We start from the raw sequence: 24,947 nt of genomic DNA on the forward strand, positions 1-24,947 counted from the left end.
GCTGATCAGATCGAGATCGGTTGCGGCAGAAACGCTTTGGAGCACTGAGAGGGGGCAATTCCACCGACCTCACCCCATGCTCGCAGCCATTGCAAGAATGCCTGTGACACACTTTGAATCAGCCCTGCATGGCACCCGGAGGCGTTGAACCGCGTGAGCATGCACCAGCGCATCCTGGAGTTGATCTTTTCTCGTTTTGTCTATAGCGCCAAAACCAGGCACAAAGGGATTGAGAGTGTCAAAGTACTCAGGCCAGCTGAATATCGGAGTTCCGCCTGATCTGCATGCAAAGCCTGATGGCTGCAATGGCTCAAGGTGAAAGCCTCAATTCATGATTGAGGCCCAGTGGTTTCGTTGCCGCCTTGGCTCAAGCCACCAGCGCGAAGCACTCCCTGAAGGCCGCGATGGTGGCGTCGATGTCCTCGTCGGAGTGGGCCAGGGACGTGAAGCCGGCCTCGAAGGCGCTGGGCGCGAGGTACACGCCGCGCTCGAGCATGGCGCGATGCAGCTTGCCGAAGCGTGCGGTGTCGGCCGCCTTGGCCTCTTCGAAGTTGCGCACCGGGCCTTCGCAGAGGAAGAAGCCGAACATGGCGCTGATCGATCCGCCGGTGATCGGCAGGCCGGCGCTGCGGGCGCCCTCCAGGATTCCGTCGATCAGGCGCTGGGTCACGGCCTCCAGGCGCTCGTAGGTGCCGGGCTGCTTGAGCAGCTGAAGCGTCTTGATGCCGGCGGTCATGGCCAGGGGATTGCCGCTCAGGGTGCCCGCCTGGTACATGGGGCCGGCGGGAGCCACCATGGCCATGATGTCGGCCCGGCCGCCGTAGGCGCCCACGGGCAGGCCGCCACCGATCACTTTGCCCATGGTGGTGAGATCGGGGGTGATGCCGAACTTGGCCTGGGCACCGCCGTAGCTGATGCGGAAGCCGGTCATCACCTCGTCGAACACCAGCAGGGCGTCGTTCTCCTTGGTGAGTTCGCGGATGCCCTCCAGGAAGCCCGGCTCCGGGGTGATGAAGCCGGCGTTGCCCACCACGGGTTCGAGGATCACGCCGGCGATCTCGCCGGGGTTCTCCGCGAACAGCTTCTTCACGGCCTCCAGGTCGTTGTAGGGGGCGGTGAGGGTGCTGGCGGCGGTGGTGCGGGGTACGCCGGGGGAATCCGGCAGGCCGAGGGTGGCTACGCCGGAGCCGGCCTTCACCAGGAACATGTCGGCGTGGCCGTGGTAGCAGCCCTCGAACTTGATGATTTTTTCGCGACCGGTGAAGGCGCGCATCAGCCGCAGCACCGACATGCAGGCCTCGGTGCCGCTGTTCACGAAGCGCACCATCTCCACCGAGGGCACCGCCTCGATCACCATTTCGGCGAGCGTGTTCTCTAGGGCGCATGGGGCGCCGAAGCTGGTGCCCTTGTCCAGGGCCTCATGCAGGGCGGCGATCACCTCGGGGTGGGCGTGGCCGCAGATGGCGGGCCCCCAGCTGCCGATGTAATCGATGTAGCGGTTGCCGTCCACATCCCAGGCGTAGGCGCCCTTCACCCGGTCGAACACGATCGGCTGCCCGCCGACCGAGCGGAAGGCCCGCACCGGTGAGCTGACGCCACCAGGCATCAGGGTCTGGGCGGCACTGAAGAGTTCCTGGGACCGGGTGGTGTTGTGCACAGGAGCCGAAACAGGGGCCGAGGTCAAGGCGGGATCCGCAGACGGTGAAGGGTGCCTGAAGCCCCTCAGGGGCGCAAGCGTGGCCCATCCTTACGCAATTGAGGCCCCTGCGGTCCAGTGGCGTGGAGCTCGTTAAGGTCTTGGCACCGCCTGAAGAGTGGCCGTGACCCCCGATTGGGGCTTGATTGAGCGCCAGCTGCGCAGCCTGTTGCCCCCCCGCGGTGTGGTGGCGGCCCGTCAGGAGTTGCTGGCCTACGACTGTGATGGCCTCACCCTGACCCGCCATCAGCCCCGTTTGGTGGTGCTCCCCGAAACCACCGAGCAGGTGGTGGCTGTGGTGCGCTGCTGCGCCCAGCTGAACGTTCCCTTCATTGCCCGGGGTAGCGGCACCGGCCTCTCTGGCGGTGCTCTCGCCGAGCAGGACGCCGTGGTGATTGCGACCAGCCGCATGCGTCGGGTGCTGAACCTGGATCTGGAGAACCAGCGGGTCACCGTGCAGCCCGGTGTGATCAACAGCTGGGTGACCCGGGCCGTGGCCGGCGAGGGCTTTTATTACGCCCCCGATCCCTCCAGCCAGGTGGCCTGCAGCATCGGTGGCAACGTGGCCGAGAACTCCGGTGGCGTGCACTGCCTTAAATACGGCGTCACCAGTAACCACGTGCTGGAGCTGGAGGTGGTGCTGCCCGATGGCACCGTCACCACCCTCGGGGGCGGCCTTCCGGAGATGCCAGGGCTCGATCTGCGCGGGGTGTTCATCGGCAGTGAGGGCACCCTCGGCATTGCCACGGCCATCACCCTCCGGTTGCTGCGTGCCCCTGAAACCGTGGCGGTGCTGCTCGCCGACTTCCCTTCCATGGAGGCGGCCGGCGAGGCGGTGCGGCGGGTTACCGGCGCTGGGGTGCTGCCTGCCGGCATGGAAATGATGGACAGCCTCTGCATTCAGGCGGTGGACGACTACTTCGGGGTGGACGAGTACCCCCGCGATGCCGCCGCGGTGTTGTTGATCGAGCTGGATGGCCACGCCCTGGAGGTGAAGGATTCGGTGGAGCTGGCCAGCCGCCTCTGCCTGGAAGCGGGCGCCGGTGGGGTGCGCCAGGCCTGGACTGAGGAGGCCCGCACCCGCCTCTGGAAAGGCCGCAAATCCGCCATTACGGCCCTCGGCCGCCAGTACCCCAGCTACTACCTGCAGGATGGCGTTGTGCCCCGCACCGCACTGCCGGGGGTGCTGGCGGCCATCGAGCAGCTCAGTGGTGAGCACGGCTTGCCCGTGGCCAACGTGTTTCACGCCGGGGATGGCAACCTGCACCCGCTGATCCTTTACCGCGCCGGAGATCCCGGGGTGAATGAGCGGGTGAAGGCCCTCGGCGGTGAAATCCTGCGCCTCTGCATCGAGGCCGGTGGCAGCATCAGCGGCGAGCACGGGGTGGGCAGCGATAAGCGCTGCTACATGGATTGGATGTTCAGCCCCGACGACCTGGCCAGCATGCAGTTGGTGCGCCGCGCCTTCGATCCCGATGGGCTGGCTAATCCCGGCAAGATCTTCCCGACACCCAAGAGCTGCGGCGAATCCCTGGGGCGCCTGGTGGAGTTGAAGGTCAGGGGTGTGGAGCTGCCCGCGGATGCCTTGGTTTTCTGAAGGCCAGGCCTGTCGTCAGACCCAGTCGTCGTTGTCCGCCTCGCCATCCGCCTGGGGCCAGGCCAGGTTCACCACCACGGGGGCATGGTCGCTCGGCTGCTCGTTGCCGCGGGTGCGCTTGTGGATCACGCAGCCCGTGGCGCAGTCCATTAAGGCGTCAGACAGATAAATGTGGTCGATGCGCCAGCCCTGATCGCGGTCCCAGGCGCCGCTGCGGTAGTCCCACCAGCTCCAGTGGCCGCTGCTGGGTTCGAACATCCGGAACACATCGATGAGGCGCCCGTCGAGGGCGGCCTGAAGTGCGGTGCGTTCAGGTTCACTCGCCATGATCCCGCCGGTCTGGCGCTCGGGATCGGGCAGGTCGCGGGCTTCGGGGCCGATGTTGAAGTCGCCCAGCATGCAGAGGGGATCCCCCTGCTGCTCCTGGGCCGCCAGGTAGCGCCGCAGACAGGCCAGCCATTCCAGCTTGTAGGGGTATTTCTCGCTCTTGAGCGCGCTGCCATTGGGCACATAGAGGTTCAGCACTCGCACCCCATCGATCAGCGCACTGATCACCCGCTTCTGTTCGCTTAGGCCAGGAGCTTCAGGGTCGTCGGGCAACAGGGCGTCAAAGCCGATCTGCACGTCGTCTAGGGGGAGCCTGCTCAGGATGGCGACGCCGTTGTAGGCCTTCTGGCCGCTGATGGCTGTGGCATAGCCGAGTTGCTCAAAGGCTGCCCGCGGAAACAGCTCATCGGTCACCTTGGTTTCCTGCAGGCACAGAACCTCGGGCTGCTCCTCCTGCAGCCAGGCCAGCACCTGATCCAGGCGGGTTCGCACCGAGTTCACGTTCCAGCTGGCAATACGCATTGCAGGGATCAAGGGGGGGCAAGGCTCGCTGGGCGCAGCGCGCCAGTGTGCGGAAATGGTGCCCCATGGTGCACCAATTCCAGAGGCGCCAGATGGTGCACCTAGCATGGGCCTACGTCCAACACTTGCGCAGGCCATGGATCGCCGCCTCGCCCCGTTCGCCACCGCTGTTCTCGTGGCTGTTGGAGCTGCCGAGCTATTGGGTCAGGGGCCGGCCCGGGCCGATTACGCCGCTGGCATGTCCACCCAGCAACAGAAGTTCTACGACTACGGCCCCAGTGGCACCAACAGCTCTACCAAGGGCGGCACGATCCTCGATTCCGGCAACCCCATGGATCTGATGAACAAGATTCGTAAGGGCACCGCCATGGACGACGCCACCAACCCCACCGACGCGATCGATGCGGCCCTCAAGGAGCTGAACGTTCAGTCGTCGACTCCGGCGGCCGCTGTGAAGGCCCCCTGAGGCTGCTGAGGCCCCAGCTGGTAGCCACTTGATCCAGACGCGGATCGTTCTTATCGGGCTGGCGGCTGCGGGCCAGGGCCAAGGATTGCTGGGCGGCTTTGGTGTCGCCCCGCTCCTGTTGCAGCAGGGCCAGGGCCAGCAGGGGCCGTGGATCCCGCGGTAGAGCGCTCGCCAATTTGGCGTAGAGGGCCTCGGCTTCCCCTTTCTGGCCCTGACGTTGCAGCAGATCCCCCAGCAGCAGGCCGATGGGGATGGCGCTCGGCTGAACAACGGGTTTGCTGGCTTTCTCCAGCAGGGCCTTGAGCTGGGCGTTGGCCTGTTGGCCGCGGCCCTGTTCCAGCTGCAGCAGGGCCATCAGCTGCAGAGCCTCAAGGCGATCGGGCTTGAGGTTGAGCAGCTGGCGCACTTCCCGCTCAGCGCCGGCTCGGTCGTTGCCGTTGCGCCGCAGTTCCGCCAGCAGGAGCCTGAGTTGCCACTGCTCCGGCTGCTGATCGGCCATCTGTTCCAGCAACACCGTGGCCTGCTTCTGGTCGCCGAGGGCCAGAAGCACCTGCACCAGTTGTTGGCGGTCAGCATCGCTGGCGGAGCCTGCGGCGAGGCGGTCTTGCAGCAGATTGGCCTGGCGTTCCAGGGCGCTTTGGGAGCGGTTGTTGCTATCGGCGCCACTCCTCTGGCCCAGCCACCAGCCCCCCGTCAGGGACACCGCCACCAGGGCTGTGGCTCCCAGGGCCATCAGCAGGGCCGGGCGGGGTGGGGCGCTCACGCGAGGCGGCATGGTGGAGCCAATGGGTGGCGCCAAGTCTGGGGCCTCCGCAGGGGCTGGTTACATTGGCGGCCGGGCCCAGGTCATCACGAGCGCCCAGAGGGTTCCAGCCACGATGCGTCACCATCCCATTTCCCCGGTCACCGAACCGATGCAGTACCGGGCCATCGGTGTGGTGCGGGGGACCTACATCCCCGCCGATCCCGAGCAGCTCACCCGGGGTGTGATCCGTACCGACGACGGCACGGACATTGAAGCCGTAGTGCTGGGCCGCGTCCTGACGCTGATGCGGCGTCATCTCGATTTGGGCAAGTCCCACCTCTGGGTGGCCTATCCCCGTTACCGCGAGGCCGAGCAGCTGCATCTGCAGCTGGTGGGCGTCTGGGAGCCCAGCACCTTGGCGGCCACCGAGATCGCCACCCAGGCAGCCGGCTCCGGCGATGCCCCTGCAGCTCCCAGTGATGAGCTGCCCGAGGGCGACGACTACTTCTCCGTGCGCGGTGAGCTGATCTACACCCGCCCGGAGGACGGCGACATCGTGGTGAAGATCCGCCAACAGCCCCGCCCGGATGGCAGCCGCCCCACCCCCTTCAAGCTCCAGCTCAAGGGGGAGCTGCCGATGGACAATCTGCGCCATTTCGTGGCCCTCGACCTGCGCCGCCAGGGCCAGCTGCTGCACCTTGAACAGCATGAGGTGATCGGCCCGGTGCCCCAGCGCGGTGGCAAGGGCCGCGGCGGAAAGCGGGGCCGCTGAGTATGCGCCGGCCGGAGGGGTCCGCCGGCTCCACCGAGGCCCTCTCGGCAGGGGTGGCCGTGGCGGGCGTTACGGCGGCTGCGGTGGTCGGTCCGCTGGTGGGGGTGTCCCCTTGGCTGATCGCCGTGGCGTTTGGCGGCGGCTTTGCCGCCCTCACCCTGGACGCAGCCCGCTTCGGTGGCCTGGGCGGCCACTTGGTGGCGGAAACCTTGCCCGCCGGCATTGGAACGGCCCGGCTGCGGCGCATTGCCATCCATGAGGCTGGTCACCTGCTGGTGGCAGCCGAGAACAACCTGCCGGTGAAGCAGGTGCTTGTGGGCAGCCTGGCCTGTCTGCGTCAGGGGCTGGCCGCTAACGGCAGCACGGAGTTCGAGCCCCCGGCCCACGCCAAGCTCCCCGCTGAAGACCTGCGGCGTTGGAGCCGCGTTCTGCAGGCCGGCATGGCCGCGGAAGTGTTGATCTACGGCTCCTCCCGCGGTGGAGTGGACGACCGGGCCTTGCTGGGCCGGCTCTGGGGCCTCTCGGGGTTTGATGTGGATACCTCCCAGCGGGAGCAGCGCCGCGCCCGCCGCGAGGTGGAGCAGTGGCTGCGGGATCGGCGCCTCCAGCTGGAGGAGCAGGCTGAGCTGCTGGTGCAGCAGGCCCCGCGGCTGCTCCCATGACGTGGCCCACGTCCCTGGCGGTAGTGGACTGCCCCACGGGCCTGGCCGGCAACATGCTGCTGGCGGCCCTCTTCGATCTGGGCCTGCCAGAGGCGGTGGTGGCCGAACCCCTGGCGGCCCTGGGTCTGGCGGGTTGCTACCGCCTGCAGCTGGAGCAGCGCCGCAGCGGTGGCCTGCGTGGCTTGCACCTGGCGGTGGAGTCGCTCGAGGCCGACCCTCCCCATCGCCACTGGCTGGAGCTGCGCGAGCGGATCGTGGCGGCGCCGCTGCCGCCGCCGTTGCAGGAGCGGGTGTTGCAGGTGTTCACGCTGCTGGCCGAGGCCGAAGGCGCGGTGCACGGCCATGCTCCAAACCAGGTGCACTTCCACGAGGTGGGGGCGCTCGATGCCCTGGTGGATGTGGTGGGGGTGTGCGCTGGCTTGCTGCACTTCGGCGTGAGTCAGGTGGTATGTACGCCGCCGCCGGCGGGCCATGGCGCGGTGGCCACGGCCCATGGGCTCCTGCCCCTGCCCGCTCCGGCGGTGCTGGAGCTGGCCCGCCGCCGCGGCGTCCCCCTGGCCTCCAGCGAGGGCTTCCCCGCCGCTGAACTCACCACCCCCACGGGCCTGGTGCTGATGGCGGCCTGGGCCGATCGCTTTGCCCAGCCGCCCGCCTTGGTGCCCCGGGCGGTGGGCATCGGCCTCGGCAGTCGCCAGCTGGATCGCCCCAACCTGTTGCGGGTGCTGCTGGCCGAGCCCCTGCAGGCCTCAGTGGCAGGGCCAGCCAGCGATCCCGCCCGGCTCGAGCCCCTGCTGCTGCAGCAGGCTCAGATCGATGATGCCACCGCTGAAGACCTGGCCTTTCTGGCGGAGCAGCTGCGGGAGGCGGGGGCGGTCGAGGTGTTCAGCCAGTCGGTGCAGATGAAGAAGGGCCGTTGCGGCGTTCTGCTCACGGCCCTGGCGGCCCCAGAGCTTGGGCCTGCCCTGCGCCAGGTGTGGTGGCGCCATGGCAGCAGCCTGGGGGTGCGGGAGCAGCTGCAGCAGCGCTGGGCTCTGCCCCGCAGCGGCCACAACCTCGAGACCCCCTGGGGACCGGTGCGGATTAAGCGGGCCCAGCGGCCTGATGGTGGGTTGGCCGCCAAGCCCGAGTATGAGGATCTGGCAGCCATTGCCCGTCGCCATGGCCTGCCGCTGGCCCAGGTGCGCCGGTGGGTGCTGGCCCTGCTGGAGACCCCGAAGACCACGCCCTGATGTTGAAGCGCCTGCCTGCCCTTGCTCCCCTGCTGCAGCGTCTGTCGCCCTTGCCAGGGGGCGCGCGCCTGTGGGTGACCCTGGCCAGCTTTGGTTTTCTGCTGGCGGCGCTCCTGGCCCATGGCCGCCAGTTGCTGGAGCTCAGCCTCGATGGCCAGGGCTGGTGCTGGTTGCTGTTGGGGGTGGGCGTCAGCCTGTTGAGCCTGGTGGTGAACGGCCTGGCCTGGGGGGTGGGCCTGCGGTGGCTGGGCCTGCAACCCCGCTGGGCACCCCTGGTGCTGTTGTTTCTCAGCTCGAATCTGCGCAAATACCTCCCTGGAGGGGTGTGGCATCTGGTGGCACGGGTTCGGGCGCTCCACAGGGCTGATGGCGCGGTCCATGCCCCAGTGGCCGCGCCGCTGGCGATCCCCCAAGCCCTGATGGCGGTGCTGCTGGATCCGCTGGTGATGGCCGTGGCGGCCCTGGCTCTGGTGCCCTTCGGTGGCTGGCAGGCCGGTTTGAGCCTCCTGTGCCTGCTACCGCTGCTCGTGCTGCTGCCCCGCTGGCTGAATCCGCTTCTGGAGCGCTTGGAGCGCCAGCGCGCCCGCCAGTTGGTAGGCCGCGGACTGTTGGAGGAGGCGCCCGGGGCCCTGCTGGAGCTGGTCGCTGACAGCCTGCAGCTGTCCGGTTACCCCTGGCCGCCACTGCTGGCCGAACTGACGTTTGTGCTTCTGCGCTTCGGCGGTTTCGCCTGTTGCGTGCAGGCCTTTGATCTCTCTGTTGCCCTGGGCTGGGGCGGGTGGCTGGCGGGCTTTGCTCTGGCCTGGACCGCAGGCCTGGTGGTGCCCGGTGCTCCCGGAGGCCTAGGGGTGTTTGAAGCCGTGCTGCTGCTGCGGCTAGCGGTGGCTGTGCCGGAAGCACCGTTACTGGCGGTGGCCATCAGCTACCGGCTGATCACCACCTTGGCGGATCTGCTGGGGGCTGGTGTAGCCCGGCTGGACCAGCCGCCGGCCTGAACGGGTTGGCGACGGTTCGCAACAGGCGTTACTGTTGAGAACAAACCCTTGAGCTGGCCATGCCCTCAGCTCCGGCGCCCGAGTTGCAGCCCGAGGCTCTGCGCAGTTCGCTCCATGGCCGGGGACAGCGACTCACGCCCCAGCGCCAGCGGGTGTTGGCCCTGTTTGAGCGCATCGGCGAGGGCACCCATCTCAGCGCCGAAGAGGTGCATCAGCGGTTGCTCAGGGCTGAGGAGCGGGTGTCGCTGGCCACGGTGTATCGCACCCTGCGGCTGTTGAGCTCCATGGATCTGCTGCGGGAGCTGGAGCTGCCCGAGGGTGGGCGCCGCTTTGAACTCGCCGCTGGCGATCACCATCGCGACCATCACCACCTGGTGTGTGTGCGTTGCGGGCTGACCGAGGAATTCGAGAGCCAGGCGGTGCTGCAGGCCGGCCAGCAGGCCGCTGAGCACCACGGCTTTCGCCTGTTGGAGTGTGTGCTGAATGTCCGGGCTCTGTGCCGCAGCTGCGCTGCGGCGGAAGCCACCTGACGGCCCCTACAACAAAGCCCCCGGGGTGGGGGCTTTCCCTGGCTAGGGATCAGCGAGTCGGGCGTTGGCTGCGCACCGGAACCAGCACCGGTTGCATCAAGCCGCCACCGCCGTTGTCATCGTCCGATCCGGCGGTGAGCCAGTAGGCCAGGCCGAAGAGTGCAAGCACAGCGGCGAAAAGCACAACATCGGCCATCAGATTTGGCGCGGGGTCGACTCAGCGTAGCCGGGTTCACCTGGAGTGGTGTGCCCACCGCTGCGGTTTGGTTCAGAGCGGCGCGAGTGCCAGGGCACCGCCGGCCAGGGCCAGGCCACCGGCGGTGATCAGACTCCAACGGGGGGGCAATTGGCGACCCGCCTGCAGGCTCACGCTCACCACAGCCACGGAGGCCACGAGGGCTCCCAGCCACCACAGGGCCGTGCCATTGGATTCTTGGCCATGGAGCATGGCGTGGATGGCCACACTGCCAGCCACCACCGCCGCGGGAAGCCGCAGGCTCAGGCGCTGGGACAGCAGCAGGGCCAGCCCCAGGGCGGATACGGCCAAGGCTGCCAACAGCTCGGCTCCGGGTAGGTGACCGCCGGCACTCCCGAACAGGCCACCCACCAGGGCGCCGCCCAGGGCCCAGACCAGCACACCGGTGCCGAAACGCGCGGCCATTAGGCCAACCCCCACCAGAAGCAGCAGGTGGTCGAGCCCCAGCAGCGGGTGCAGGGCTCCAGCCATGGCCCCCGCATCGGCACTGCCGTGGGCGCCGACCGGCAGGGCGGAGAGCAGGCTGAGGCCGAAGCCTGCTGTGCCGGTGAGGGCCAGGGAACGGGTGGGAAAGGAGGGCATGGCTGGTCCGGTCCGCGCCGGTGCAGGGGTGGGTGGGGAACCGTGCAGATCCTCAGTATCGCTTCAGGCGAAGCCCTTGCCGGCGTCCTTGGCCACACAGGCCTGGAGTTGCTTGCGCAGCTTGGCGTGGTCGAGGTTTTTGCCAATCACCACCAACTGGTTCTTGCGGGCCTCGGGGCTGCTCCATTCGCTGTCGTCGATGGAAAAGCGCTTGCCCGCCAGATGGAACACATGGCGCTTGGCACTCTCGTTGAACCAAAGGATGCCCTTAGCCCGGAACACCCCAGCGGGTAGCTGGTTGTCGAGGAAGTTCTGAAACTTGCGCAGGGCGAAGGGCCCCTCGCTGCTGAAGGAGAGCGAGGTGAAGCCCTCGATAGCGAGGTGATCGGCGCCTGGGTGATCAGCGGCGTTGTGATCGTGGTGGTGGGAGTGGCCGTGGTCGTGCTGATGGTCGTGCTGCGGTTCGTGATCGTGTTCATGCACGCAGTGCCCGTGGTCATGGTCGCAGTCCTCGTGGTCTTGCTGGGCGGCCACCTTGTCGCTTTCGAACAGCCCAACGCTCAACAGCAGGGGCAGGCTCACCTCCCCCTTCACGGAGTGCAGGATCCGGGCGTCGGTCTTGATCTCCCGCAGGCGCCCCTCCACCTCCTCCAGGCGCTCTGGGCTCACCAGGTCGCACTTGTTGAGCAGCAGGATGTCGCCATACACCACCTGGGCGCGGGCTACCTCGCCATCAAGAATCTCGTCGCTGAAGTTCTCGGCGTCGATCAGGGTGATGATCGAGTCCAGCCGGGTCTGGTCGCGTAGATCGCTGCCCAGGAAGGTCATGGCCACGGGCAGGGGGTCCGCCAGACCAGTGGTTTCCACCACCAGATAGTCCACCGGCTCGGGGCGCTCGAGGATGCGGTACACCGCCTCCAGCAGCTCGCCGTTGATGGAGCAACAGATGCAGCCGTTGCTCAGCTCCACCATGTCCTCGCCGGTGGCGATGATCAGGTCGTTGTCGATGCCGATCTCACCGAATTCGTTCACCAGAACGGCCGTTTTCACCCCCTGCTGGTTGTTGAGGATGTGGTTCAGCAGGGTGGTTTTGCCAGCTCCGAGGAAGCCGGTGAGGATCGTCACCGGCAAGCCGGTGGCGGTGGGGTCCGGCTGGATCAGGGCGTTGGGCTCGGAGGTGGTGACGTTGGCAATCACGCGCTGGAGGGCTAGGGAGCGTTGGATCCGAGTCTGATCCCCCGTGGCCCTTGGTTGGCTGGCACCAAGGGCTGATCACGCCGTTGGCTCAGAACTTGAAGCTGGTCTTGACCAGGGCGCCGAGCTGGTTGAAGCTCTGGCTTGCTGGCGTGTCAGCGCCCAAGGGCCGGCTCAGATAAAAGAGCGCCGGGACCAAGGCGATGTGGTCGGTGAGCCGGATCCTGTACCACCATTCCCACACGTAATTGCTGTCGTTGGGGGTTTTGCCGCTGTTGAGGCTGGTGGCGAAGGTGGCCTGGCCAACGGCCATCCCGAACACGTTGCCCTTCCGGAGGGCGTCGTCCCACATCAATCCCACACTCCAGGATTGGGTTTCACCCACGAGGTTCGCGTTATCTGTGTTGGTGGTGTAGCGGGTGGCAGTGATTCCCCAACCGGCGCTGATCGAGGGGATCCAGCCGGGTTCTGTGGGTTGCCAGTAGCCGCCAAGACCAAAGGCGGAGGTGTTGCCTGGAACGTTGAAGCTTTTCAGCGCGAAGTTGGTGCCGTATGGGATCGGATTATCACCATTCTGGATGGCCGCGTAGGTCGCGGCGATGGCCCATTGCTTGGCGGCATAGCCGATTTGAAGCGTTCCCGTACCACCGGCTTGCTGGGTGGCAATACCACCGTCGCTTGGATCGCCCAGCTCGCCATTGGCTGCCACGTAATTGGTGCTGATGGCAATACCGTGTTTCTGCCACCACACGCCAGCACCAACGCCGATATCCAGGTCATTGGCGCCGATGGATCCCCCAAAGGTCATCAAATCAAGGATCGTGTCGCTTGGATAGAGGCTCGGCCAGATCGCCACCATGTTGTCTTGCTCCACGCGACCGCCAATGGTGAAGGTGAAGTCTCCAACTGGTAATTGGTAATAGATGCGATTAATCCCGATATTGTCGGCCCCGGATTGTTCCTGGAACGCTACTTCTAGCTGCGATAGGGTGCTGGGTCCAGCACCGCCAAAGCTGTTTGAGGTGGAGTCAAAGTTGCCAGCTCGTAGTCTGATTCGTAGCAGATCCTTGCCGCTGAAGCTGGTATCCATGATCAGCTTCATGTCGTAGTTGAACGTTGTGGCGCCAAAGCTGCTTTGGCTTCGGTCCACCAGGTCTGTGGCCGTGCCGCTGAAGCTGTTGACTCCCAGCACGAAGGTGGCGATGCCGCTGAGCTTGGTGGTGGTGGAGAACTGCGTGGCTTCCAGTTGGCCCACTTTGGCCTCGAGGCCATCCACGCGGCCCTTCAGCACGGCGAGTTCCTTCTCGAACTCCTTCATCAGGCGCTTGAGCTCGTCGGTCACTTCCGTGATCCGGTCGAGGCAGGCGTTCAGCAGGGCGGCCGCTTCATAGCGGGTCATGGCTTGCTTGCCCTTGTAGGTGCCGTTGGGGTAACCCGCAACGCAGCCGTTGCGCTCGATCAGATTGCTCAACGCCTGATAGGCCCAGTCGGTGGGCTGCAGGTCGGAGAACTGGGCAGCTGTGGGCATCTGTTGATCACTGCTGGAGGATCGATCCACATCGCCATCGATGGTGGCCGCTGGCATCAGTTCAGCGGCGGCTGCAAGCCTGCAGGCAGGGATCGCATGGAGCACGATGGCCACAGAAGCCAAGCTGCTGGCTGCCGCAATCAGGCTTTTGGCTGGTTTTAATCGTTGGGGCTGGCGGGATCGGCTCGGTGATGTTGTCTTGAAGCCATGAATGATTGTGTTTGCCATCACGGTGCTACTGCCGATCGAGAAAGCTGCGCAATCGGTGGCTTTGGGGATTGCTGAAGACGTCCGATGGCTTGCCTTGCTCCTCGATCAGGCCATTGTTAAAGAACAACACATGGCTCGAAACCTCGCGTGCGAAGCGCATCTCATGGGTCACCACCAGCATGGTCATGCCGGTCTCGGCGAGCAGTCGCATCACTTGCAGCACCTCGCCCACCAGCTCTGGATCGAGGGCGCTGGTGGGTTCATCGAACAGCATGACGGCTGGGTTCATGCAAAGGCTGCGGGCGATGGCCACCCGTTGTTTCTGGCCGCCGGATAATTGGCCCGGGTAGGCATCGGCACGCTCGGCAAGCCCCACTTGGGCGAGGTGGTGGCGTGCCCGTTGCTGGCATTCCGCAATGGATAACTTGAGAACTTGCTTGGGTGCCATCACCAGGTTGTCCAGCACTGTGAGGTGAGGAAACAGGTTGAACTGCTGGAACACCATCCCCACGCGGATGCGGAGTTGTCGCAGCTGGCGCCAGTGCAGCTCGCTCCCCGATACATCGTCACCCATCACCTGCAGCTGCCCTTGCTGAAAGCTTTCCAGCCGATTCAGGCAACGCAGAAAGGTGCTTTTGCCGCAGCCTGAGGGCCCGATGATGGAAACCACATCACCTGGATGCACGCTGGCACTGACTCCGCGCAGCACCTGAAGGTCGCCGTAGCTTTTGTGCAGGTCACTGCACTGCAGCACAGGTTCTGAGGTAGAAGTGAGCGTCATGCTGGAAACGAACGAGATGCAGGAGCCATGGCGCACCGTCTGAAGCACAGTATGCAGCGAAGGTCTGCGTTGTGGCGCGTCATTGCCGCGGTATTGATTGGGCTCTTGGCCGTCGGCCTGCTCGGCAACGCATGGGCGGCGCCATCGACCCCTTGGAAAGTGGGCACGGATCCAACCTTCCCACCGTTTGAATTTCGTGACAATCAGACTGGCGCGATCAGCGGCTTTGATATTGAGCTGGTCCAGGCCTTAGGTAAAGAGGCTGGTCATCCTATCGAGTTGGTGGCCCTGCCCTTTGATGGCCTGATTCCAGCTCTGCAGTCTCGCAGTGTCGATTTGGCGATCAGCGCCATGACGATCACTCCTGAGCGAGCTCGTGCCATCGATTTCAGCCGTCCTTATTTTCAGGCTGGTCAGGCGATTGTGGTGCGGGATGGCGGACCTCAGATCAGTGGCTTCAAGGATCTCAAGGGTCTACGACTTGCCGTGCAGATCGGCACCACCGGTGCCCTTGAAGCTGCCAAGGTTCCGGCCGCCAAGGTGAGCAATTTCGATTCCACACCATTGGCCCTGCAGGAGCTGGCCAATGGCAATGCGGATGCTGTGGTGAGTGATGTTCCGGCTATTCTCTATGCGATTGATCAGGCGAAGCTCACCGGCTTGCGGATCGCCGGCGAGCATCTCAGCACTGAGTATTACGGCATTGCTCTGCCCACGAACTCACCGATCCAGGCCGCTGTGAATCGTGGATTGGAATCTTTGATCAATAGCGGTCGCTATGCGGCCCTCTATCGCCAGTGGTTTGCTGCCAAGCCACCGCTGTTACCTGCGCTGGCACCAGAGCTGAATCAACCCGCAGCTCCTTTTGTGGGCTTGGATCTGGGGTTACTGCTGAGCAACTTGTTTAAGGGGGCTGGCGTCACCCTGATGCTCACGGGGCTGTCCTTCAGCTTTGGTTTGCTGGGCGGAACGGGTCTGGCCATGGTTTTGCAGGCTCCTTGGCCGCTGGCTCACAGGCTGTGCCGGGTGTACATCGATTTTTTTCGGGGTACCCCCATGCTTGTGCAGCTGTTTCTGATCTATTTCGGACTGCCAGCTCTGATTCAGAGTATGGAGGTGCCCTTTACGATCAATCGGGTGGCCGCAGCTGTTATGGCTCTGAGCCTGAATGTGGCTGCCTATCTGGCTGAGACGCTGCGTAGCGGGATTGAATCGATTGATCGCGGTCAATGGGAGGCCGCCGATGCCTTGGGCTTCAGTCCACTGGAGCGGATGCGTTTTGTGGTTGCTCCTCAAGCCCTTCGTCGTGTACTGCCGCCCCTGGCCAATGAATTCATCACCTTGATTAAGGACACAAGCCTGGCGGCTGTGATTGGCTTTGATGAATTATTCCGACAGGGGCAGTTGATGGTGGCCACCACCTATAAAGCCTTTGAGATCTACATTGCTGTTGCCTTGGTGTATTTGCTCATGACAACGACGGCGTCCTTGATTTTCAAGCGATTGGAGGCTCGTCTGCGCATTCCGGCCTGATGCCGGATGGCTGGGGGGCGTGAAGAGACTGCTTGCTGTCAGAACTTGAAGGTGGTTTTCACCAGGCCACCAAAGTCGCTGAGGCTGGCGACACCGTTGCCGGTTTCCTGTTTCGCCACCTGCCCCAACAGGTTGCTGAGATAGAAGATGGAGGGCGTCACGGTGATGTTGTCCGTGACCTGGAGGCCGTACCACCATTCCCAGGCGTACTGAGCGTCTTGAGGGGTGCCCTCGCAGGCGTCGCCGCAGCGGGTCACGAAGGTGGGTTGGCCCACGGCCATGCCGGCCTTGTTGCCAGGGAGCAGCACATCACTCCACTGCAGCCCCACATACCACGATTGTGATTGCAGCTGATTGAAGTTGAAGGTCGGGTTGGTTTCGCTGGTGGTGTTGAGCCCCCAGCCGGTGCTGATCGAGGGAATCCAGCCGCTGTTGCTGGGCTGCCAATAGGCGCTGAGGCTCAGGGAATTCATCGTCGAGCTGGTGTCGAGCCCGAGCAAGCGATCACCGTTGCCTGAGGTGCTCAGCACGGCGAAGGGGGTGCCAGACGCCACGCCAACTCCCTTGGAATAGGTGTAGGCAGCGGCAATGCCGACGGTGTCGTTGCTGTAGCCCAGCTGCAGGGTGCCGGTTTGTTCAGAACCGCTGGTGCCGATGCCTCCCGCGCTGGGGGTGCCGTTGTCGCCGTTGCCGGCCACATAGTTGGCACTAACGCTCCAACCGCTTTGCTTCCACCACAGCCCCAGGCCAGGGCCGAGGTTGGAGTTGTAGGCGCCGGGAGCTCCGGCATAGGTGAAGAAGTCGATCAGGGTGTCTGAGGGATACACGCTTGGCCACATGGCGAGCATGTCGTCCTGGCGCACCTTGCCGCCCACCGTGAGGGTGAGGGCATTGCCCACGGGGACCTGATAGAAGAGGCGCTGGATTGCTACCACGTCGCCGCAGTCGGTATCCGTGCCGCAGTCCTGCTGGAAGGCCACCTCCAACTGGTTCAGCAACAGGGCCGCATCGTTCGTTCCCACCGTGCCGCCCCCGCCAAAGCCGGAGTCGGCGAAGTTGCCGGCCCGCAGTTGGGTGCGCAGCAGATCCTTGCCGGTGAAGCTGGTGTCGAGGTTGAGGCGCACGTCGTAGTTGAAGCTGGTGCCACCCTCTGTGGCACGGGCCTGGGCCTGCAGGTTGGAGGTACCGGTGCCGCCGAAACTGTTGGCTCCCAGCACGAAGGTGGCGATGCCGCTGAGCTTGGTGGTGGTGGAGAACTGAGTGGCTTCCAGTTCGGCCACTTTGGCCTCGAGGCCATCCACGCGGCCCTTCAGCACGGCGAGTTCCTTTTCGAACTCCTTCATGAGGCGCTTGAGCTCGTCGGTCACTTCAGTGATCCGGTCGAGACAGGCGTTCAGCAGGGCGGCCGCTTCATAGCGGGTCATGGCCTGCTTGCCCTTGTAGGTGCCGTTGGGGTAGCCCGCAACGCAGCCGTAGCGCTCGATCAGGTTGCTCAGAGCCTGATACGCCCAGTCGGTGGGCTGCACGTCGGAGAACTGGGTGATCGAAGTCACCTGCTCCTCGGAGCCGTACTGGCTGACGCCAGCGATGTTCAGGTCGGCGGCGGATGCAGCCACAGGAGCCATCAGGCCCAGGGCGGCAGGCGCCAGAAGCAGCTTCTGGAATCTGTTCATGGTCACGACGCCCAACAGGGAAGGGTGCCTTAGTTGACAGCGGTATAATGATAACGGTTCTCACGGGGAAGTCGGTGCCCGGTTGCCGGTTTGTGTCGGATGCAAGGACAGGCGCCGCCGTCGTCGCTGGAGCCGGCCGCCTCACTCACGACCGCAGCAGCATTGCCCACCCTTCCAGTTGGAACATTTTTTCTTCTTGCAGCCTTTTGTCTTGGCCTGATGCAGTGCTGGGTGGCCGTTGGTCTGGTTCATGGCGGGTTCGGGTGTTCAGGCGGCCAGGGGTGCAGCGGCGATTAGTTCTGGTGCCAGCCAGAGCCCAGGGGTCTGAGTGGGGGTGTGCAGTTGCTCGCTCACCCGAAGGCTGGACAACAGCTTGGTTGCCGTGACGCGGGTGGTGCCGATCAGCTCGGCGATGCGCTCGTGCTTGAGGCGGAAGGGCAGCACGCACCAGTCGCCACAGCGCTTGCCCATCCGGTTCACCAGGAGCCCCAGTAGGGCATGGAGCCGTTGCTCTGCAGTGCCGAGATGGCGAATGCGCAGCAGCTGGAGGGTCCATTCGTTCACGGGATCCACGCCCTGACCGGGCTGCCCGTTGCTGAGGCTGCGGAACAGCAATGGTGTGATGGCTTCCACGCACACCCCGTCGCTGCAGAGACGATCTGTGCGGAGGGATTCACCCGCCTGCAGGAAGGCAATGGTCATCCCCTCGGTTTCCTCGCAGGGGCAGAACACCCGGGCGATGCCATCGATCACCTCCATGGCGCTGCCGGTGGAGTCCTGGCAGGGATTGATCAGGGCTGAGTGCCCCGTTGGCAGGCGGATGGAACCCTCGGAATGGCCATCGAGAAAGCGGAAACCCATCGCCCCAGTACCAGCCTTGTTGAGAATGGCTCGCAACCTAGACGGAGCGCCCGTCTTCTTGCAAGCGACTCTCAGTAGCAACACTGCGGCTGTCAGCGGATGGCTTGCCAGCGCTGCGCCAGGCTCTTGCCACTGGCCTGGTTGCAGCGGCCGCCCAGGCCATTCACGATCAGGCAGGTGTTGGCCGTGAGGGTGGCCACCAAGGTGCTGGACCCGCTGCCCGCACTGGATTTGGCCAGACCATCGGCCACCAGAGGGGCGGGGGCCAGGGGCACGCCGCTCAGGCTGCTGATGCGCTGCAGGGCCTTGCTGGCTGGCTGCTGCTCGGCAAACAGCATGGGCACCTTCTTCTCCTGCAAGTTAGCCAGCACCGCCTGGAAGGCCTGGGGGCGGAGGCTATCGCTGCTGCTCATGCCATCCACCAGGGGGAGTTCTTCAAGCCCATAGGCCTTCGCCAGGCTGGCGAAGGCGCGGTGCCCGCTGGCGAGGGGTTTGGCCGTGGGAATGCTGGCCAACTGCTGGCGGTTCCAGCGGTCGAGCTGCCCGAGCAACGCTGTCATCTGTTGGGCCCGGGCGGTGATGCGGTCCTTGGCCGCTGGCTTCAGCTGCTCGAGCTGCCGGGCCACCAGCTGCACCATGGCGCTGGCCTGGCTGGGGTCGTGCCACACGTGGGGATCCCGGTCGCCGTGGTTGTGCGCTTCGCTCGGCTCCTCGGCGTGGTGGCCGTCGTGCTGAGGGTGGGGGTCTGGTGGCGGGCCCGTGAGCTGGGGGCTGTCTGGCACGGCCCGTTCCGCCACGGCCAGGGCGCCGCTGTGGCTGGCCAGGGCGGGGGTGAGCCCATAGCCGTTGATCAGCACCAGGGGGGCCTGGCTGAGCTCCCGGCTCTGTTGGGGGGTTAGGCGGAACTGGTGGGGGTCTTCGCCGGGCTGCAGCAGGCAGCTCACCCTCAGGTCGTCGGCGGCCAGGCGTTGGGTGATGTCGCACAGCACCCCATCGGCGGCGATCACCTCGGGGGGCTGAGGGGCGCTGCAGCCCGCTAGGGCCAGGGCCATGCCGAGGTTGGCCGCTGCGGCGACGCGCAGGCTGGAGGCACGGGGCCGAGGGGCAGTCATGGCAACGATTGGCGACTAACACCGCCACTGCTCAAGGAACGATAATGGTTCTCAAGGGAGGCTCGCTCCCTGGGTGGTCGTTAGCGTTGGTGTGCTTCTGGCGGTCTTGCGTGTCCCTCGAGGTGAGCCAGCTGCGGGTGCGCCGTGGCGCCGACCTGGCCCTCGATGGGGTGAGCTTTGCGCTGGACCCCGGCACGCTCACGGCCCTGGTAGGCCCGAACGGCGCCGGTAAGAGCACCTTGCTCCAGGCCATCGAGGGCAATCTCCCCATCGAGGAGGGCGCCATTCGCTTGGATGGGGTGTCCCTCACTCCCGCCTTGGTGCGGCAGCAGCTGGCCCTGATGCCCCAGCGGGGCGAGATTGCCTGGCACTTCCCCATCAGCGTCCGCGAGCTGGTGGCCCTGGGGCGGCTGGCCGCCAAGCGCCCCGGCTGTTGCGATGTGGAGGCCGCTCTGCAACGGGTGGGTCTGGCGGGTTTGGCCGGCCGGCGCCTGGATCAACTGTCCGGCGGCCAGCAGCAGCGGGCCCTGCTGGCACGCACCCTGGTGCAACCGGCCCGGGTACTGCTGCTGGATGAACCCTGTGCCGCCATCGACCCCCCGTCCCGCACGCAGCTGCTGAAGGTGATGGGGCAGCTGCGCGATGCCGGCCTCACCCTGCTGGTGAGCAGCCACGACTGGGGCCGCGACCTCGACGCCTATGACAGGGTGCTGGTTCTCGATCGCTGCCTGCTGTCTGACGGCACCCCCCAGCAGGTGCGCCATGCCCTCGGCGACCTGCGCGTGGGCAACCACTGCTGTGGTTAGCTCGGCTGGGCTTGACCGGCCTGGCGTTCCTGGCAGCTGCGGCACAGCCCGAAGAACTCCAGGGTGTGGAACAGCAGCTGGAAGCCCGAGCTCTGCTCGCCATGAAGGTGCACATCGTGCATGGGGCAGTGTTCGAGCGCCACGGTGGCGCCACAGTTCACACAGGTGAGGTGGTGTTCGTCCCGCTCGGTGGGGGCAAATAGGGCTTCGCCACTGGCCAGGTGGCGGCAGCGGATCAACCCCCGCTGCTGCAGTTGGCGCAGGTGGCGATACACCGTGGCCAGTCCCATGGCCTGGGGCCCCTGGCGCAGCAGGGCGTGCAGGTCCTGGCCGGAGAGTTCTCGGTCGGCCAGCCGCAACTTGGCCAGCAACAGCTGCTGGCGATCGCTCGGAGCGGCAACCTGGGTGGACATGGCCGGGCCGGCTGGGGCGGAGTGAAGTGATCCTATGGAGCGTGTCTGGTGGCTGCTGCCGCTGCTGCTGGCCCTGGTAATCGGCGGGCTGTGTCCCCTGGCGGGCACTCTGCTGCTGGTGCAGCGGCGCCTGTTCCTCGCCAATCTCGTGTCCCATGCCGTGTTGCCAGGCCTTGCCCTGGCGGTGGCGCTGCAGTGGGACCCGGGCCTCGGCGGTGTGATCAGCGGTGTAGCCGGGGCTTTGTTGGCGGAGCGGCTCAGCCGCGGCGATCGCCCCGGTGAGGGGGGCGATGAGGCGGTGCTCAACACCGTGCTGGCAGGCTTTCTTGGCCTTGGGGTGCTGTTGATTCCCCTGTTGCAGATCCGCGTGGATCTCGAGGCGGTGCTGTTCGGTGATCTGCTGGCCGCAGCACCCGCCGACTTGCTGCGCAGCCTGCTGGCCCTGGCGGCGGTGTTGCTGCTGCTGGCCCTGCGCTACCGCCACTACGTGTATCTGGGGGTGGATCCCCTCGGCGCGGCCGGTGCTGGCCTGCCGGTGCGGCGGCTGCGGCTGCTGCTCACCCTGGTCACGGCCTTCACGGTGGTGAGCGCCATGACCGCCGTGGGCGTGGTGCTGGTGATCGCCCTGATGGGTGCCCCGGCCCTGGTGGCCCTAGGCGGGGCCTCCAGCCTCCGCCAGGCCCTGGCGCGCTCGGCCCTGGTGGGGATGGCGATCAGTGGGACGGGCTTTCTCGTGGCGATCCAGCCAGCAGTGAACCTGCCGCCCGGGCCTCTGATCGGTCTGCTTTGCATGGGCCTGTTGCCCCTGGCGGCCCTCCAGGCCCGTCGTTCAGCTGGCGGGTAGCCATAGGGCCAGGCGCACGGGTTTGGGCAGCGGCTGGATCGCGAGGCTGGAGGCATCGATCAGCACCGGCTGGGCCTCAGAGCGGGCCGCCCCTTGGCGGGAGCGCAGGCTGAGCAGCAGTTGCTGGCGCGTGGCATCCAGGGCCATCGGCGCGCCGGGTTCCAGCTCCCAGCCCGCCAGGCTGCGCTGCCGCATCACGGCGCCGCGGCGATTCAGGGCCAGCAGTTGTAGCTGGGCGCCCCGGGCCCAGTCGCTGATCACGAGCCAGGCCCGCTCGCCGCCGCGATCACAGGCGCTGGCCAGCACGGCTTCGCTGCCCAGCCACAGCTGCCTGGGTGCCTGGCCGGGTTCCACCAGTTCCAGGGAGCGGCGGTAGTCGGGCCAGTGGCGCACTAGCAGGGCACGGCCACTCACTGGACAGAAGCTGCTGAGGTCGCGGCTGCCCGGCAGCACCTGGCGGCGGTGAGGTTGCCCCGGCAGGGAGTGCAGTGTCAGGCCTTCGAGTTCAGGCACCACCACCCCGCCGCCCTCCGGCAGCAATTGCATCGGGCCGGAGGCTTTCTGGTTGAGGGTTTGGCGCTGGCCATGCCGGGGCCAGAGGGTCGTGGTGCCCGGCTCCAGGGCGGCACTGCCGGCTTGCACCAGCAGATCGCCGCGGCGGTTGCTGCTCAGGTGGGCGAAGAGCAGGGGCTTTGGGCTGAGCGGCTGCAGGGCCCCCGCTTGGGGTTCGGTGAGCCCCTGCTGCCAAGGCGCCAGATTGCGTTGCTGCAGGGGCAGCATCCACAGCCGCTGGTGGTTTTGGCTATCGCCGCTCAGCAGCGCCAGGCCCGAGCCATCGCCCAGGGGCATCACGTTGGGGATGCGGGCGAACACCGGGCTGAGGGGTCGCCAGCGACCATCGCGCCCCTGCAGCTGCACCTGTTCCCCGCCGGGCACGGGCACCACCGCCAAGAGGAAGGGCCGCGGATCCCAGCGCCAGCGCTGGGGTTGCAGCGGCAGCCCCCGGGCGTCCTGGCCGGCCAGCGCCAGGCTGAGGGGGCCAGGGATTCGCTGGCCCGGATCCAGCAGCAGGCGCAGGGGATTGCTCTCCCCCAGCCAGCGCCGGGCCAGGGAGGGTTCGAGCTGGCTGGAGCGGGCCAGGCTGGCTCGCTGCATGGGCCGGCTGAAGCGCAGTCGCAGGGCGGCGGGCCCGGAGCTGGCCGTCGACGACTGCAGCTCCAGCAGCCGTGGTGGCCGGCGCAGCAGCAGCTGTTGCTGCACGCCCGCGAGAGCCAGGCCTGCTGCCAGGGCCAGCCAGGCTCGCCGTAGGGCTTGCCTCATGGCTCCAAGGGCCGCGCCGGCCGGGGGATCGGGCGAATCTGGCGGGGCAGCACCACGCTGCGACTCTCGCCGTTGTCCTGCTCCACGCCCATGGAGCCGCGGATCGCCAGCCAGGTATCGGCCTTGGGCAGGTAGCCATTGGGCCAACGCACCGGCAGGCCCACCGGGGTGGCATCCGCGAGACAGCAGCGCACCAGCAGCCGCCCCAGCTGGGGGCGATCTCCCTCCTGGGCCAGCACGAAGCCGCTGATCCGCACGGGATCCCCGGAGTAGAGGCTGGGATCCGGCTGACTGCGCAGCAGGCGCACCCAGTCGGTGAGGCTGCGCTGGGCCGGGGGGAGCACAAAGCTCAGCGCCGGCTCCTCCACCAGCTCCGCCGGCCGGTTACTCGCCAGATCGCTGAAGGAGGGATTGGGCGGGATCAGCAGCACCAGCAGCGCCACCGCCCCGCTCAGCACCCAGGCCAGGCGTGGGCGCTGGGGCTGGCCGCTCCCCCGCAGGTGCTGCACAGCCAGGGCGATCAGGGCGGCGCCGCTCAGGCCCACCAGGGGGTGGAATGCTCCCCGCAGCAGCAGGTCGAGGCGGCCACTGAGGCTGCTCACCAGCAGCACGAGTCCCCAGAGTCCGAGGGCCAGGGGGGCGACCTTGAGGGATCGCATCACAGCTGCAGCAGATTCACCCATTGCCCCAGCAGCAGGACGGCCACGCTGGCCCCCGCGGCCGTGAGGGCAATGGCTTTCGGTTGGAGCACCACGCCGAACAGCCCTAGCAGCTTGAGGTCCACCACCGGGCCGAGCACGAGGAAGGCCAGCAGGGCACCGGGGGTGATCTGGGCGGCGAAGCCCAGGGCCAAAAAGGCATCCACGCTGGAGCACACCGACACCACCACCGCCAGCAGCATCAGGCTCAGCACCGACAGGGTGGGCATCCCCCCACCGCCAGCAGCCAGCTGCGTGGCAGCAGGGTTTGCACTAGGGCGGCGATGGCGCAGCCCAGAACCAGCAGGGCCGCCAGATCGAGGAATTCCCGGCTGCTGTGCTGCAACACCTCCGCCAGGGGTGGCCGCGGCGTGGGCACCGCAGCCACCGGCACCGCGGCGGCCCCCACTAGGCCGGAGCGCCGCTCCAGCAGGCCCACGCTCTGGAGCGGTTGGGTGAGCCGCCGTTCCTCCAGCAGCACAGGGTTGAGAAGCTCGCCCTCCGGCAGCAGGCGCAGCACACTTGCCAACAGCAGGGCTAGCAGCAGGGCCCCCAGGGGCCGGGCCGCCAGCAACCAGGGCTGGTTCGGGAAGGCGGCCCAGGTGCTGGCCAGCACAATCGGGTTCAGCACCGGTGCGGCAAACAGAAAGCCAAGAGCGGTTCCTATTGGAGCTCCACCCGCCAGCAACCGCCGGGCCACGGGCACGTTGCCGCACTCACAGGCGGGCAGGGCAAAGCCCAGGGCAGCACCGGTGAGGGGGCCCAGCAGCGGATGGCTGGGTAGTTTCCGCAACCAGGCCCCCCCGGGGGCCAGCCAGCGGGCCAGGCCAGCGATTAGCACGCCGATCAGCAGAAAGGGCAGTGCCTCCAGCAGCAGGCCCTGGAAGATCGCCCAGGCGCTGGCGAGGCGGTTCAAGGCCTGGGAGCAAGGGTCAGCATCATGGCTGGTTTTCAGCGGCCTGTGCCACGGGCCAGTGGTGTGGCGTGAACGGACCCGTATTCCAGCTAACGGGGTTGCCGCAGTAACTGATCAGATTGTCGCGTTAGTACGACTCGAGGGCTTCGGCTTTCTGCAGGTGGCTGTAGTGGTTGGAGATGGATCAGTGTTGGTGTGTGGACGTTTGGCTGGGATGTTCTGAGCAGGGCATCCAGAGATTGCCCATGGCATGCACGCCATCGCAGCCGAGGGCGCGCGCTTTCTCAAGCGCCACCTGCTTGCTGGGGTAGGCCATCAGCTGTTCCTGGGGAGCCCCGCTGCTGTGGTGTTGATGGCCGTTGCCTGGTGGGCTGAGCGACCAGATCCCCATGGCATTGAGGCCAGCCACCACCACGCCCATGCCCACCACGCAGGCGTTCACCACGCCCATGCCCACCACCCCGAGGCTGAGCACACCCATGGGCACCACGCCGATGCTCACCACACCCATCGGCACGATGCCGATGGAGATGATGCCGAGGGGGGCGATTCCAAAGGCCACCAGCTTGGGAGGCTCACCGCAGTTGCTCATGCTGTGGGCTCAGTGGTGGCTGTGGGCTGAACCGGTGGCCTGGCCGTGTTTGGCGCAAGGCATCCATTGCTTGCCCATGGGATGGGC

The 24,947-nt window shown here is 66.3% G+C and carries 26 protein-coding genes and 1 pseudogene; 11 read left to right on the plus strand and 16 right to left on the minus strand.

Annotation, left to right across the window (positions count from 1 at the left end; all coding sequences use genetic code 11):
- Window positions 1-367: 367 nt before the first annotated feature.
- Complete coding sequence (gene hemL, locus KBZ14_RS14690) at window positions 368-1,684, minus strand: glutamate-1-semialdehyde 2,1-aminomutase (RefSeq protein WP_255119092.1); 1,317 nt, start codon at window positions 1,682-1,684, stop codon at window positions 368-370.
- Window positions 1,685-1,820: 136 nt separating this feature from the next.
- Between hemL and KBZ14_RS14695 the strand changes: the two genes are divergently transcribed.
- On the plus strand, window positions 1,821-3,293 hold the full coding sequence (locus KBZ14_RS14695) for an FAD-linked oxidase C-terminal domain-containing protein (RefSeq protein WP_255119116.1): 1,473 nt from the start codon (window positions 1,821-1,823) through the stop codon (window positions 3,291-3,293).
- Between the two features lie 15 nt (window positions 3,294-3,308).
- Here KBZ14_RS14695 and xth read toward each other — a convergent pair whose 3' ends face one another.
- The gene (gene xth, locus KBZ14_RS14700; protein WP_255119093.1) at window positions 3,309-4,142 is read right to left on the minus strand and encodes an exodeoxyribonuclease III; all 834 of its coding nucleotides are present in this window, start codon (window positions 4,140-4,142) and stop codon (window positions 3,309-3,311) included.
- Between the two features lie 136 nt (window positions 4,143-4,278).
- Between xth and KBZ14_RS14705 the strand changes: the two genes are divergently transcribed.
- Window positions 4,279-4,608 carry a hypothetical protein gene (locus KBZ14_RS14705; RefSeq protein WP_255119094.1) on the plus strand — a complete coding sequence of 110 codons (330 nt, stop codon included), beginning with the start codon at window positions 4,279-4,281 and terminating at the stop codon, window positions 4,606-4,608.
- On the opposite strand, the gene KBZ14_RS14710 is transcribed toward KBZ14_RS14705, so the two are convergent.
- Complete coding sequence (locus KBZ14_RS14710; RefSeq protein ID WP_255119095.1) at window positions 4,553-5,371, minus strand: tetratricopeptide repeat protein; 819 nt, start codon at window positions 5,369-5,371, stop codon at window positions 4,553-4,555. The two genes, KBZ14_RS14705 and KBZ14_RS14710, sit on opposite strands and share 56 nt — an antisense overlap.
- Window positions 5,372-5,486: 115 nt before the next feature.
- Here KBZ14_RS14710 and KBZ14_RS14715 point away from each other — a divergent pair, with 115 nt between their 5' ends.
- The 5 genes from KBZ14_RS14715 to KBZ14_RS14735 are packed head-to-tail and all read left to right on the plus strand — an operon-like array spanning window position 5,487 to window position 9,541.
- A complete protein-coding gene (locus KBZ14_RS14715; protein ID WP_255119096.1) occupies window positions 5,487-6,125 on the plus strand; it encodes a hypothetical protein in 639 nt (212 codons plus the stop codon).
- A 2-nt stretch (window positions 6,126-6,127) separates the two neighbouring features.
- Window positions 6,128-6,787 carry a hypothetical protein gene (locus KBZ14_RS14720; RefSeq protein ID WP_255119097.1) on the plus strand — a complete coding sequence of 220 codons (660 nt, stop codon included), beginning with the start codon at window positions 6,128-6,130 and terminating at the stop codon, window positions 6,785-6,787.
- Window positions 6,784-8,016, plus strand: coding sequence for a nickel pincer cofactor biosynthesis protein LarC (gene larC / locus KBZ14_RS14725; protein WP_255119098.1), 1,233 nt, complete (start codon window positions 6,784-6,786; stop codon window positions 8,014-8,016). Before KBZ14_RS14720 ends, larC begins: the two co-directional genes overlap by 4 nt.
- Window positions 8,016-9,011, plus strand: coding sequence for a lysylphosphatidylglycerol synthase domain-containing protein (locus KBZ14_RS14730; RefSeq protein ID WP_255119099.1), 996 nt, complete (start codon window positions 8,016-8,018; stop codon window positions 9,009-9,011). Before larC ends, KBZ14_RS14730 begins: the two co-directional genes overlap by 1 nt.
- A gap of 59 nt (window positions 9,012-9,070) precedes the next feature.
- The gene (locus tag KBZ14_RS14735; RefSeq protein ID WP_255119100.1) at window positions 9,071-9,541 is read left to right on the plus strand and encodes a Fur family transcriptional regulator; all 471 of its coding nucleotides are present in this window, start codon (window positions 9,071-9,073) and stop codon (window positions 9,539-9,541) included.
- Between the two features lie 49 nt (window positions 9,542-9,590).
- On the opposite strand, the gene KBZ14_RS14740 is transcribed toward KBZ14_RS14735, so the two are convergent.
- From KBZ14_RS14740 to KBZ14_RS14755, 4 genes are all read right to left on the minus strand, one after another.
- Window positions 9,591-9,737 carry a hypothetical protein gene (locus KBZ14_RS14740; protein ID WP_255119101.1) on the minus strand — a complete coding sequence of 49 codons (147 nt, stop codon included), beginning with the start codon at window positions 9,735-9,737 and terminating at the stop codon, window positions 9,591-9,593.
- A gap of 72 nt (window positions 9,738-9,809) precedes the next feature.
- Window positions 9,810-10,379 carry a HupE/UreJ family protein gene (locus KBZ14_RS14745; protein WP_255119102.1) on the minus strand — a complete coding sequence of 190 codons (570 nt, stop codon included), beginning with the start codon at window positions 10,377-10,379 and terminating at the stop codon, window positions 9,810-9,812.
- Between the two features lie 63 nt (window positions 10,380-10,442).
- Window positions 10,443-11,537 carry a CobW family GTP-binding protein gene (locus KBZ14_RS14750; RefSeq protein ID WP_255119117.1) on the minus strand — a complete coding sequence of 365 codons (1,095 nt, stop codon included), beginning with the start codon at window positions 11,535-11,537 and terminating at the stop codon, window positions 10,443-10,445.
- Between the two features lie 127 nt (window positions 11,538-11,664).
- Complete coding sequence (locus tag KBZ14_RS14755) at window positions 11,665-13,158, minus strand: iron uptake porin (protein WP_255119103.1); 1,494 nt, start codon at window positions 13,156-13,158, stop codon at window positions 11,665-11,667.
- On the opposite strand from KBZ14_RS14755, the gene KBZ14_RS14760 reads away from it, so the two are divergent.
- Window positions 13,145-13,312: a hypothetical protein gene (locus KBZ14_RS14760; RefSeq protein ID WP_255119104.1), complete on the plus strand. Its 168-nt coding sequence runs from the start codon at window positions 13,145-13,147 to the stop codon at window positions 13,310-13,312. The genes KBZ14_RS14755 and KBZ14_RS14760 overlap by 14 nt on opposite strands.
- A 24-nt stretch (window positions 13,313-13,336) precedes the next feature.
- On the opposite strand, the gene KBZ14_RS14765 is transcribed toward KBZ14_RS14760, so the two are convergent.
- Entirely contained in the window at window positions 13,337-14,092 is a 756-nt protein-coding gene (locus tag KBZ14_RS14765; protein ID WP_255119105.1) for an amino acid ABC transporter ATP-binding protein, read from the minus strand.
- Between the two features lie 27 nt (window positions 14,093-14,119).
- Between KBZ14_RS14765 and KBZ14_RS14770 the strand changes: the two genes are divergently transcribed.
- On the plus strand, window positions 14,120-15,625 hold the full coding sequence (locus KBZ14_RS14770) for an ABC transporter permease subunit (protein ID WP_255119106.1): 1,506 nt from the start codon (window positions 14,120-14,122) through the stop codon (window positions 15,623-15,625).
- A 38-nt stretch (window positions 15,626-15,663) separates the two neighbouring features.
- Here KBZ14_RS14770 and KBZ14_RS14775 read toward each other — a convergent pair whose 3' ends face one another.
- The 3 genes from KBZ14_RS14775 to KBZ14_RS14785 form a co-directional block, all read right to left on the minus strand.
- On the minus strand, window positions 15,664-17,298 hold the full coding sequence (locus KBZ14_RS14775) for an iron uptake porin (RefSeq protein ID WP_255119107.1): 1,635 nt from the start codon (window positions 17,296-17,298) through the stop codon (window positions 15,664-15,666).
- Window positions 17,299-17,565: 267 nt separating this feature from the next.
- Window positions 17,566-18,159 (minus strand): Crp/Fnr family transcriptional regulator, encoded by a 594-nt coding sequence (locus KBZ14_RS14780; protein WP_255119108.1) that lies wholly within the window; start codon window positions 18,157-18,159, stop codon window positions 17,566-17,568.
- A gap of 92 nt (window positions 18,160-18,251) precedes the next feature.
- The gene (locus tag KBZ14_RS14785; RefSeq protein ID WP_255119109.1) at window positions 18,252-19,271 is read right to left on the minus strand and encodes a metal ABC transporter substrate-binding protein; all 1,020 of its coding nucleotides are present in this window, start codon (window positions 19,269-19,271) and stop codon (window positions 18,252-18,254) included.
- Between the two features lie 110 nt (window positions 19,272-19,381).
- Between KBZ14_RS14785 and KBZ14_RS14790 the strand changes: the two genes are divergently transcribed.
- Window positions 19,382-20,077: a metal ABC transporter ATP-binding protein gene (locus KBZ14_RS14790; protein WP_255119110.1), complete on the plus strand. Its 696-nt coding sequence runs from the start codon at window positions 19,382-19,384 to the stop codon at window positions 20,075-20,077.
- On the opposite strand, the gene KBZ14_RS14795 is transcribed toward KBZ14_RS14790, so the two are convergent.
- Window positions 20,074-20,490: a Fur family transcriptional regulator gene (locus KBZ14_RS14795; RefSeq protein WP_255119111.1), complete on the minus strand. Its 417-nt coding sequence runs from the start codon at window positions 20,488-20,490 to the stop codon at window positions 20,074-20,076. The genes KBZ14_RS14790 and KBZ14_RS14795 overlap by 4 nt on opposite strands.
- Window positions 20,491-20,524: 34 nt before the next feature.
- Here KBZ14_RS14795 and KBZ14_RS14800 point away from each other — a divergent pair, with 34 nt between their 5' ends.
- Complete coding sequence (locus KBZ14_RS14800; protein ID WP_255119112.1) at window positions 20,525-21,334, plus strand: metal ABC transporter permease; 810 nt, start codon at window positions 20,525-20,527, stop codon at window positions 21,332-21,334.
- Here the strand turns inward: KBZ14_RS14800 and KBZ14_RS14805 are convergent.
- The 4 genes and pseudogenes from KBZ14_RS14805 to KBZ14_RS14820 all read right to left on the minus strand — a co-directional run bounded on the left by KBZ14_RS14805 (window position 21,320) and on the right by KBZ14_RS14820 (window position 24,860).
- A complete protein-coding gene (locus tag KBZ14_RS14805; protein WP_255119113.1) occupies window positions 21,320-22,654 on the minus strand; it encodes a hypothetical protein in 1,335 nt (444 codons plus the stop codon). The genes KBZ14_RS14800 and KBZ14_RS14805 overlap by 15 nt on opposite strands.
- Complete coding sequence (locus KBZ14_RS14810) at window positions 22,651-23,313, minus strand: TIGR03943 family putative permease subunit (protein ID WP_255119114.1); 663 nt, start codon at window positions 23,311-23,313, stop codon at window positions 22,651-22,653. Before KBZ14_RS14810 ends, KBZ14_RS14805 begins: the two co-directional genes overlap by 4 nt.
- Window positions 23,313-24,268: pseudogene (locus KBZ14_RS14815) on the minus strand (permease). Before KBZ14_RS14815 ends, KBZ14_RS14810 begins: the two are co-directional and overlap by 1 nt.
- 184 nt (window positions 24,269-24,452) lie before the next feature.
- Window positions 24,453-24,860: a hypothetical protein gene (locus KBZ14_RS14820; protein WP_255119115.1), complete on the minus strand. Its 408-nt coding sequence runs from the start codon at window positions 24,858-24,860 to the stop codon at window positions 24,453-24,455.
- Between the last annotated feature and the right edge of the window lie 87 nt (window positions 24,861-24,947).

Source organism: Synechococcus sp. HJ21-Hayes (assembly GCF_024345835.1).
Classification (GTDB): Bacteria; Cyanobacteriota; Cyanobacteriia; order PCC-6307; family Cyanobiaceae; genus Vulcanococcus.

Bases quoted from the DNA above. Each gene is read 5' to 3' on its own strand.
- xth (WP_255119093.1), bottom strand. From the start codon at position 4,142: ATGCGTATTGCCAGCTGGAACGTGAACTCGGTGCGAACCCGCCTGGAT.
- KBZ14_RS14705 (WP_255119094.1), top strand. From the start codon at position 4,279: ATGGATCGCCGCCTCGCCCCGTTCGCCACCGCTGTTCTCGTGGCTGTT.
- KBZ14_RS14715 (WP_255119096.1), top strand. From the start codon at position 5,487: ATGCGTCACCATCCCATTTCCCCGGTCACCGAACCGATGCAGTACCGG.
- KBZ14_RS14720 (WP_255119097.1), top strand. From the start codon at position 6,128: ATGCGCCGGCCGGAGGGGTCCGCCGGCTCCACCGAGGCCCTCTCGGCA.
- larC (WP_255119098.1), top strand. From the start codon at position 6,784: ATGACGTGGCCCACGTCCCTGGCGGTAGTGGACTGCCCCACGGGCCTG.
- KBZ14_RS14730 (WP_255119099.1), top strand. From the start codon at position 8,016: ATGTTGAAGCGCCTGCCTGCCCTTGCTCCCCTGCTGCAGCGTCTGTCG.
- KBZ14_RS14735 (WP_255119100.1), top strand. From the start codon at position 9,071: ATGCCCTCAGCTCCGGCGCCCGAGTTGCAGCCCGAGGCTCTGCGCAGT.
- KBZ14_RS14740 (WP_255119101.1), bottom strand. From the start codon at position 9,737: ATGGCCGATGTTGTGCTTTTCGCCGCTGTGCTTGCACTCTTCGGCCTG.
- KBZ14_RS14745 (WP_255119102.1), bottom strand. From the start codon at position 10,379: ATGCCCTCCTTTCCCACCCGTTCCCTGGCCCTCACCGGCACAGCAGGC.
- KBZ14_RS14755 (WP_255119103.1), bottom strand. From the start codon at position 13,158: ATGCCAGCGGCCACCATCGATGGCGATGTGGATCGATCCTCCAGCAGT.
- KBZ14_RS14765 (WP_255119105.1), bottom strand. From the start codon at position 14,092: ATGACGCTCACTTCTACCTCAGAACCTGTGCTGCAGTGCAGTGACCTG.
- KBZ14_RS14770 (WP_255119106.1), top strand. From the start codon at position 14,120: ATGGCGCACCGTCTGAAGCACAGTATGCAGCGAAGGTCTGCGTTGTGG.
- KBZ14_RS14775 (WP_255119107.1), bottom strand. From the start codon at position 17,298: ATGAACAGATTCCAGAAGCTGCTTCTGGCGCCTGCCGCCCTGGGCCTG.
- KBZ14_RS14780 (WP_255119108.1), bottom strand. From the start codon at position 18,159: ATGGGTTTCCGCTTTCTCGATGGCCATTCCGAGGGTTCCATCCGCCTG.
- KBZ14_RS14785 (WP_255119109.1), bottom strand. From the start codon at position 19,271: ATGACTGCCCCTCGGCCCCGTGCCTCCAGCCTGCGCGTCGCCGCAGCG.
- KBZ14_RS14795 (WP_255119111.1), bottom strand. From the start codon at position 20,490: ATGTCCACCCAGGTTGCCGCTCCGAGCGATCGCCAGCAGCTGTTGCTG.
- KBZ14_RS14800 (WP_255119112.1), top strand. From the start codon at position 20,525: ATGGAGCGTGTCTGGTGGCTGCTGCCGCTGCTGCTGGCCCTGGTAATC.
- KBZ14_RS14805 (WP_255119113.1), bottom strand. From the start codon at position 22,654: ATGAGGCAAGCCCTACGGCGAGCCTGGCTGGCCCTGGCAGCAGGCCTG.
- KBZ14_RS14810 (WP_255119114.1), bottom strand. From the start codon at position 23,313: ATGCGATCCCTCAAGGTCGCCCCCCTGGCCCTCGGACTCTGGGGACTC.
- KBZ14_RS14820 (WP_255119115.1), bottom strand. From the start codon at position 24,860: ATGAGCAACTGCGGTGAGCCTCCCAAGCTGGTGGCCTTTGGAATCGCC.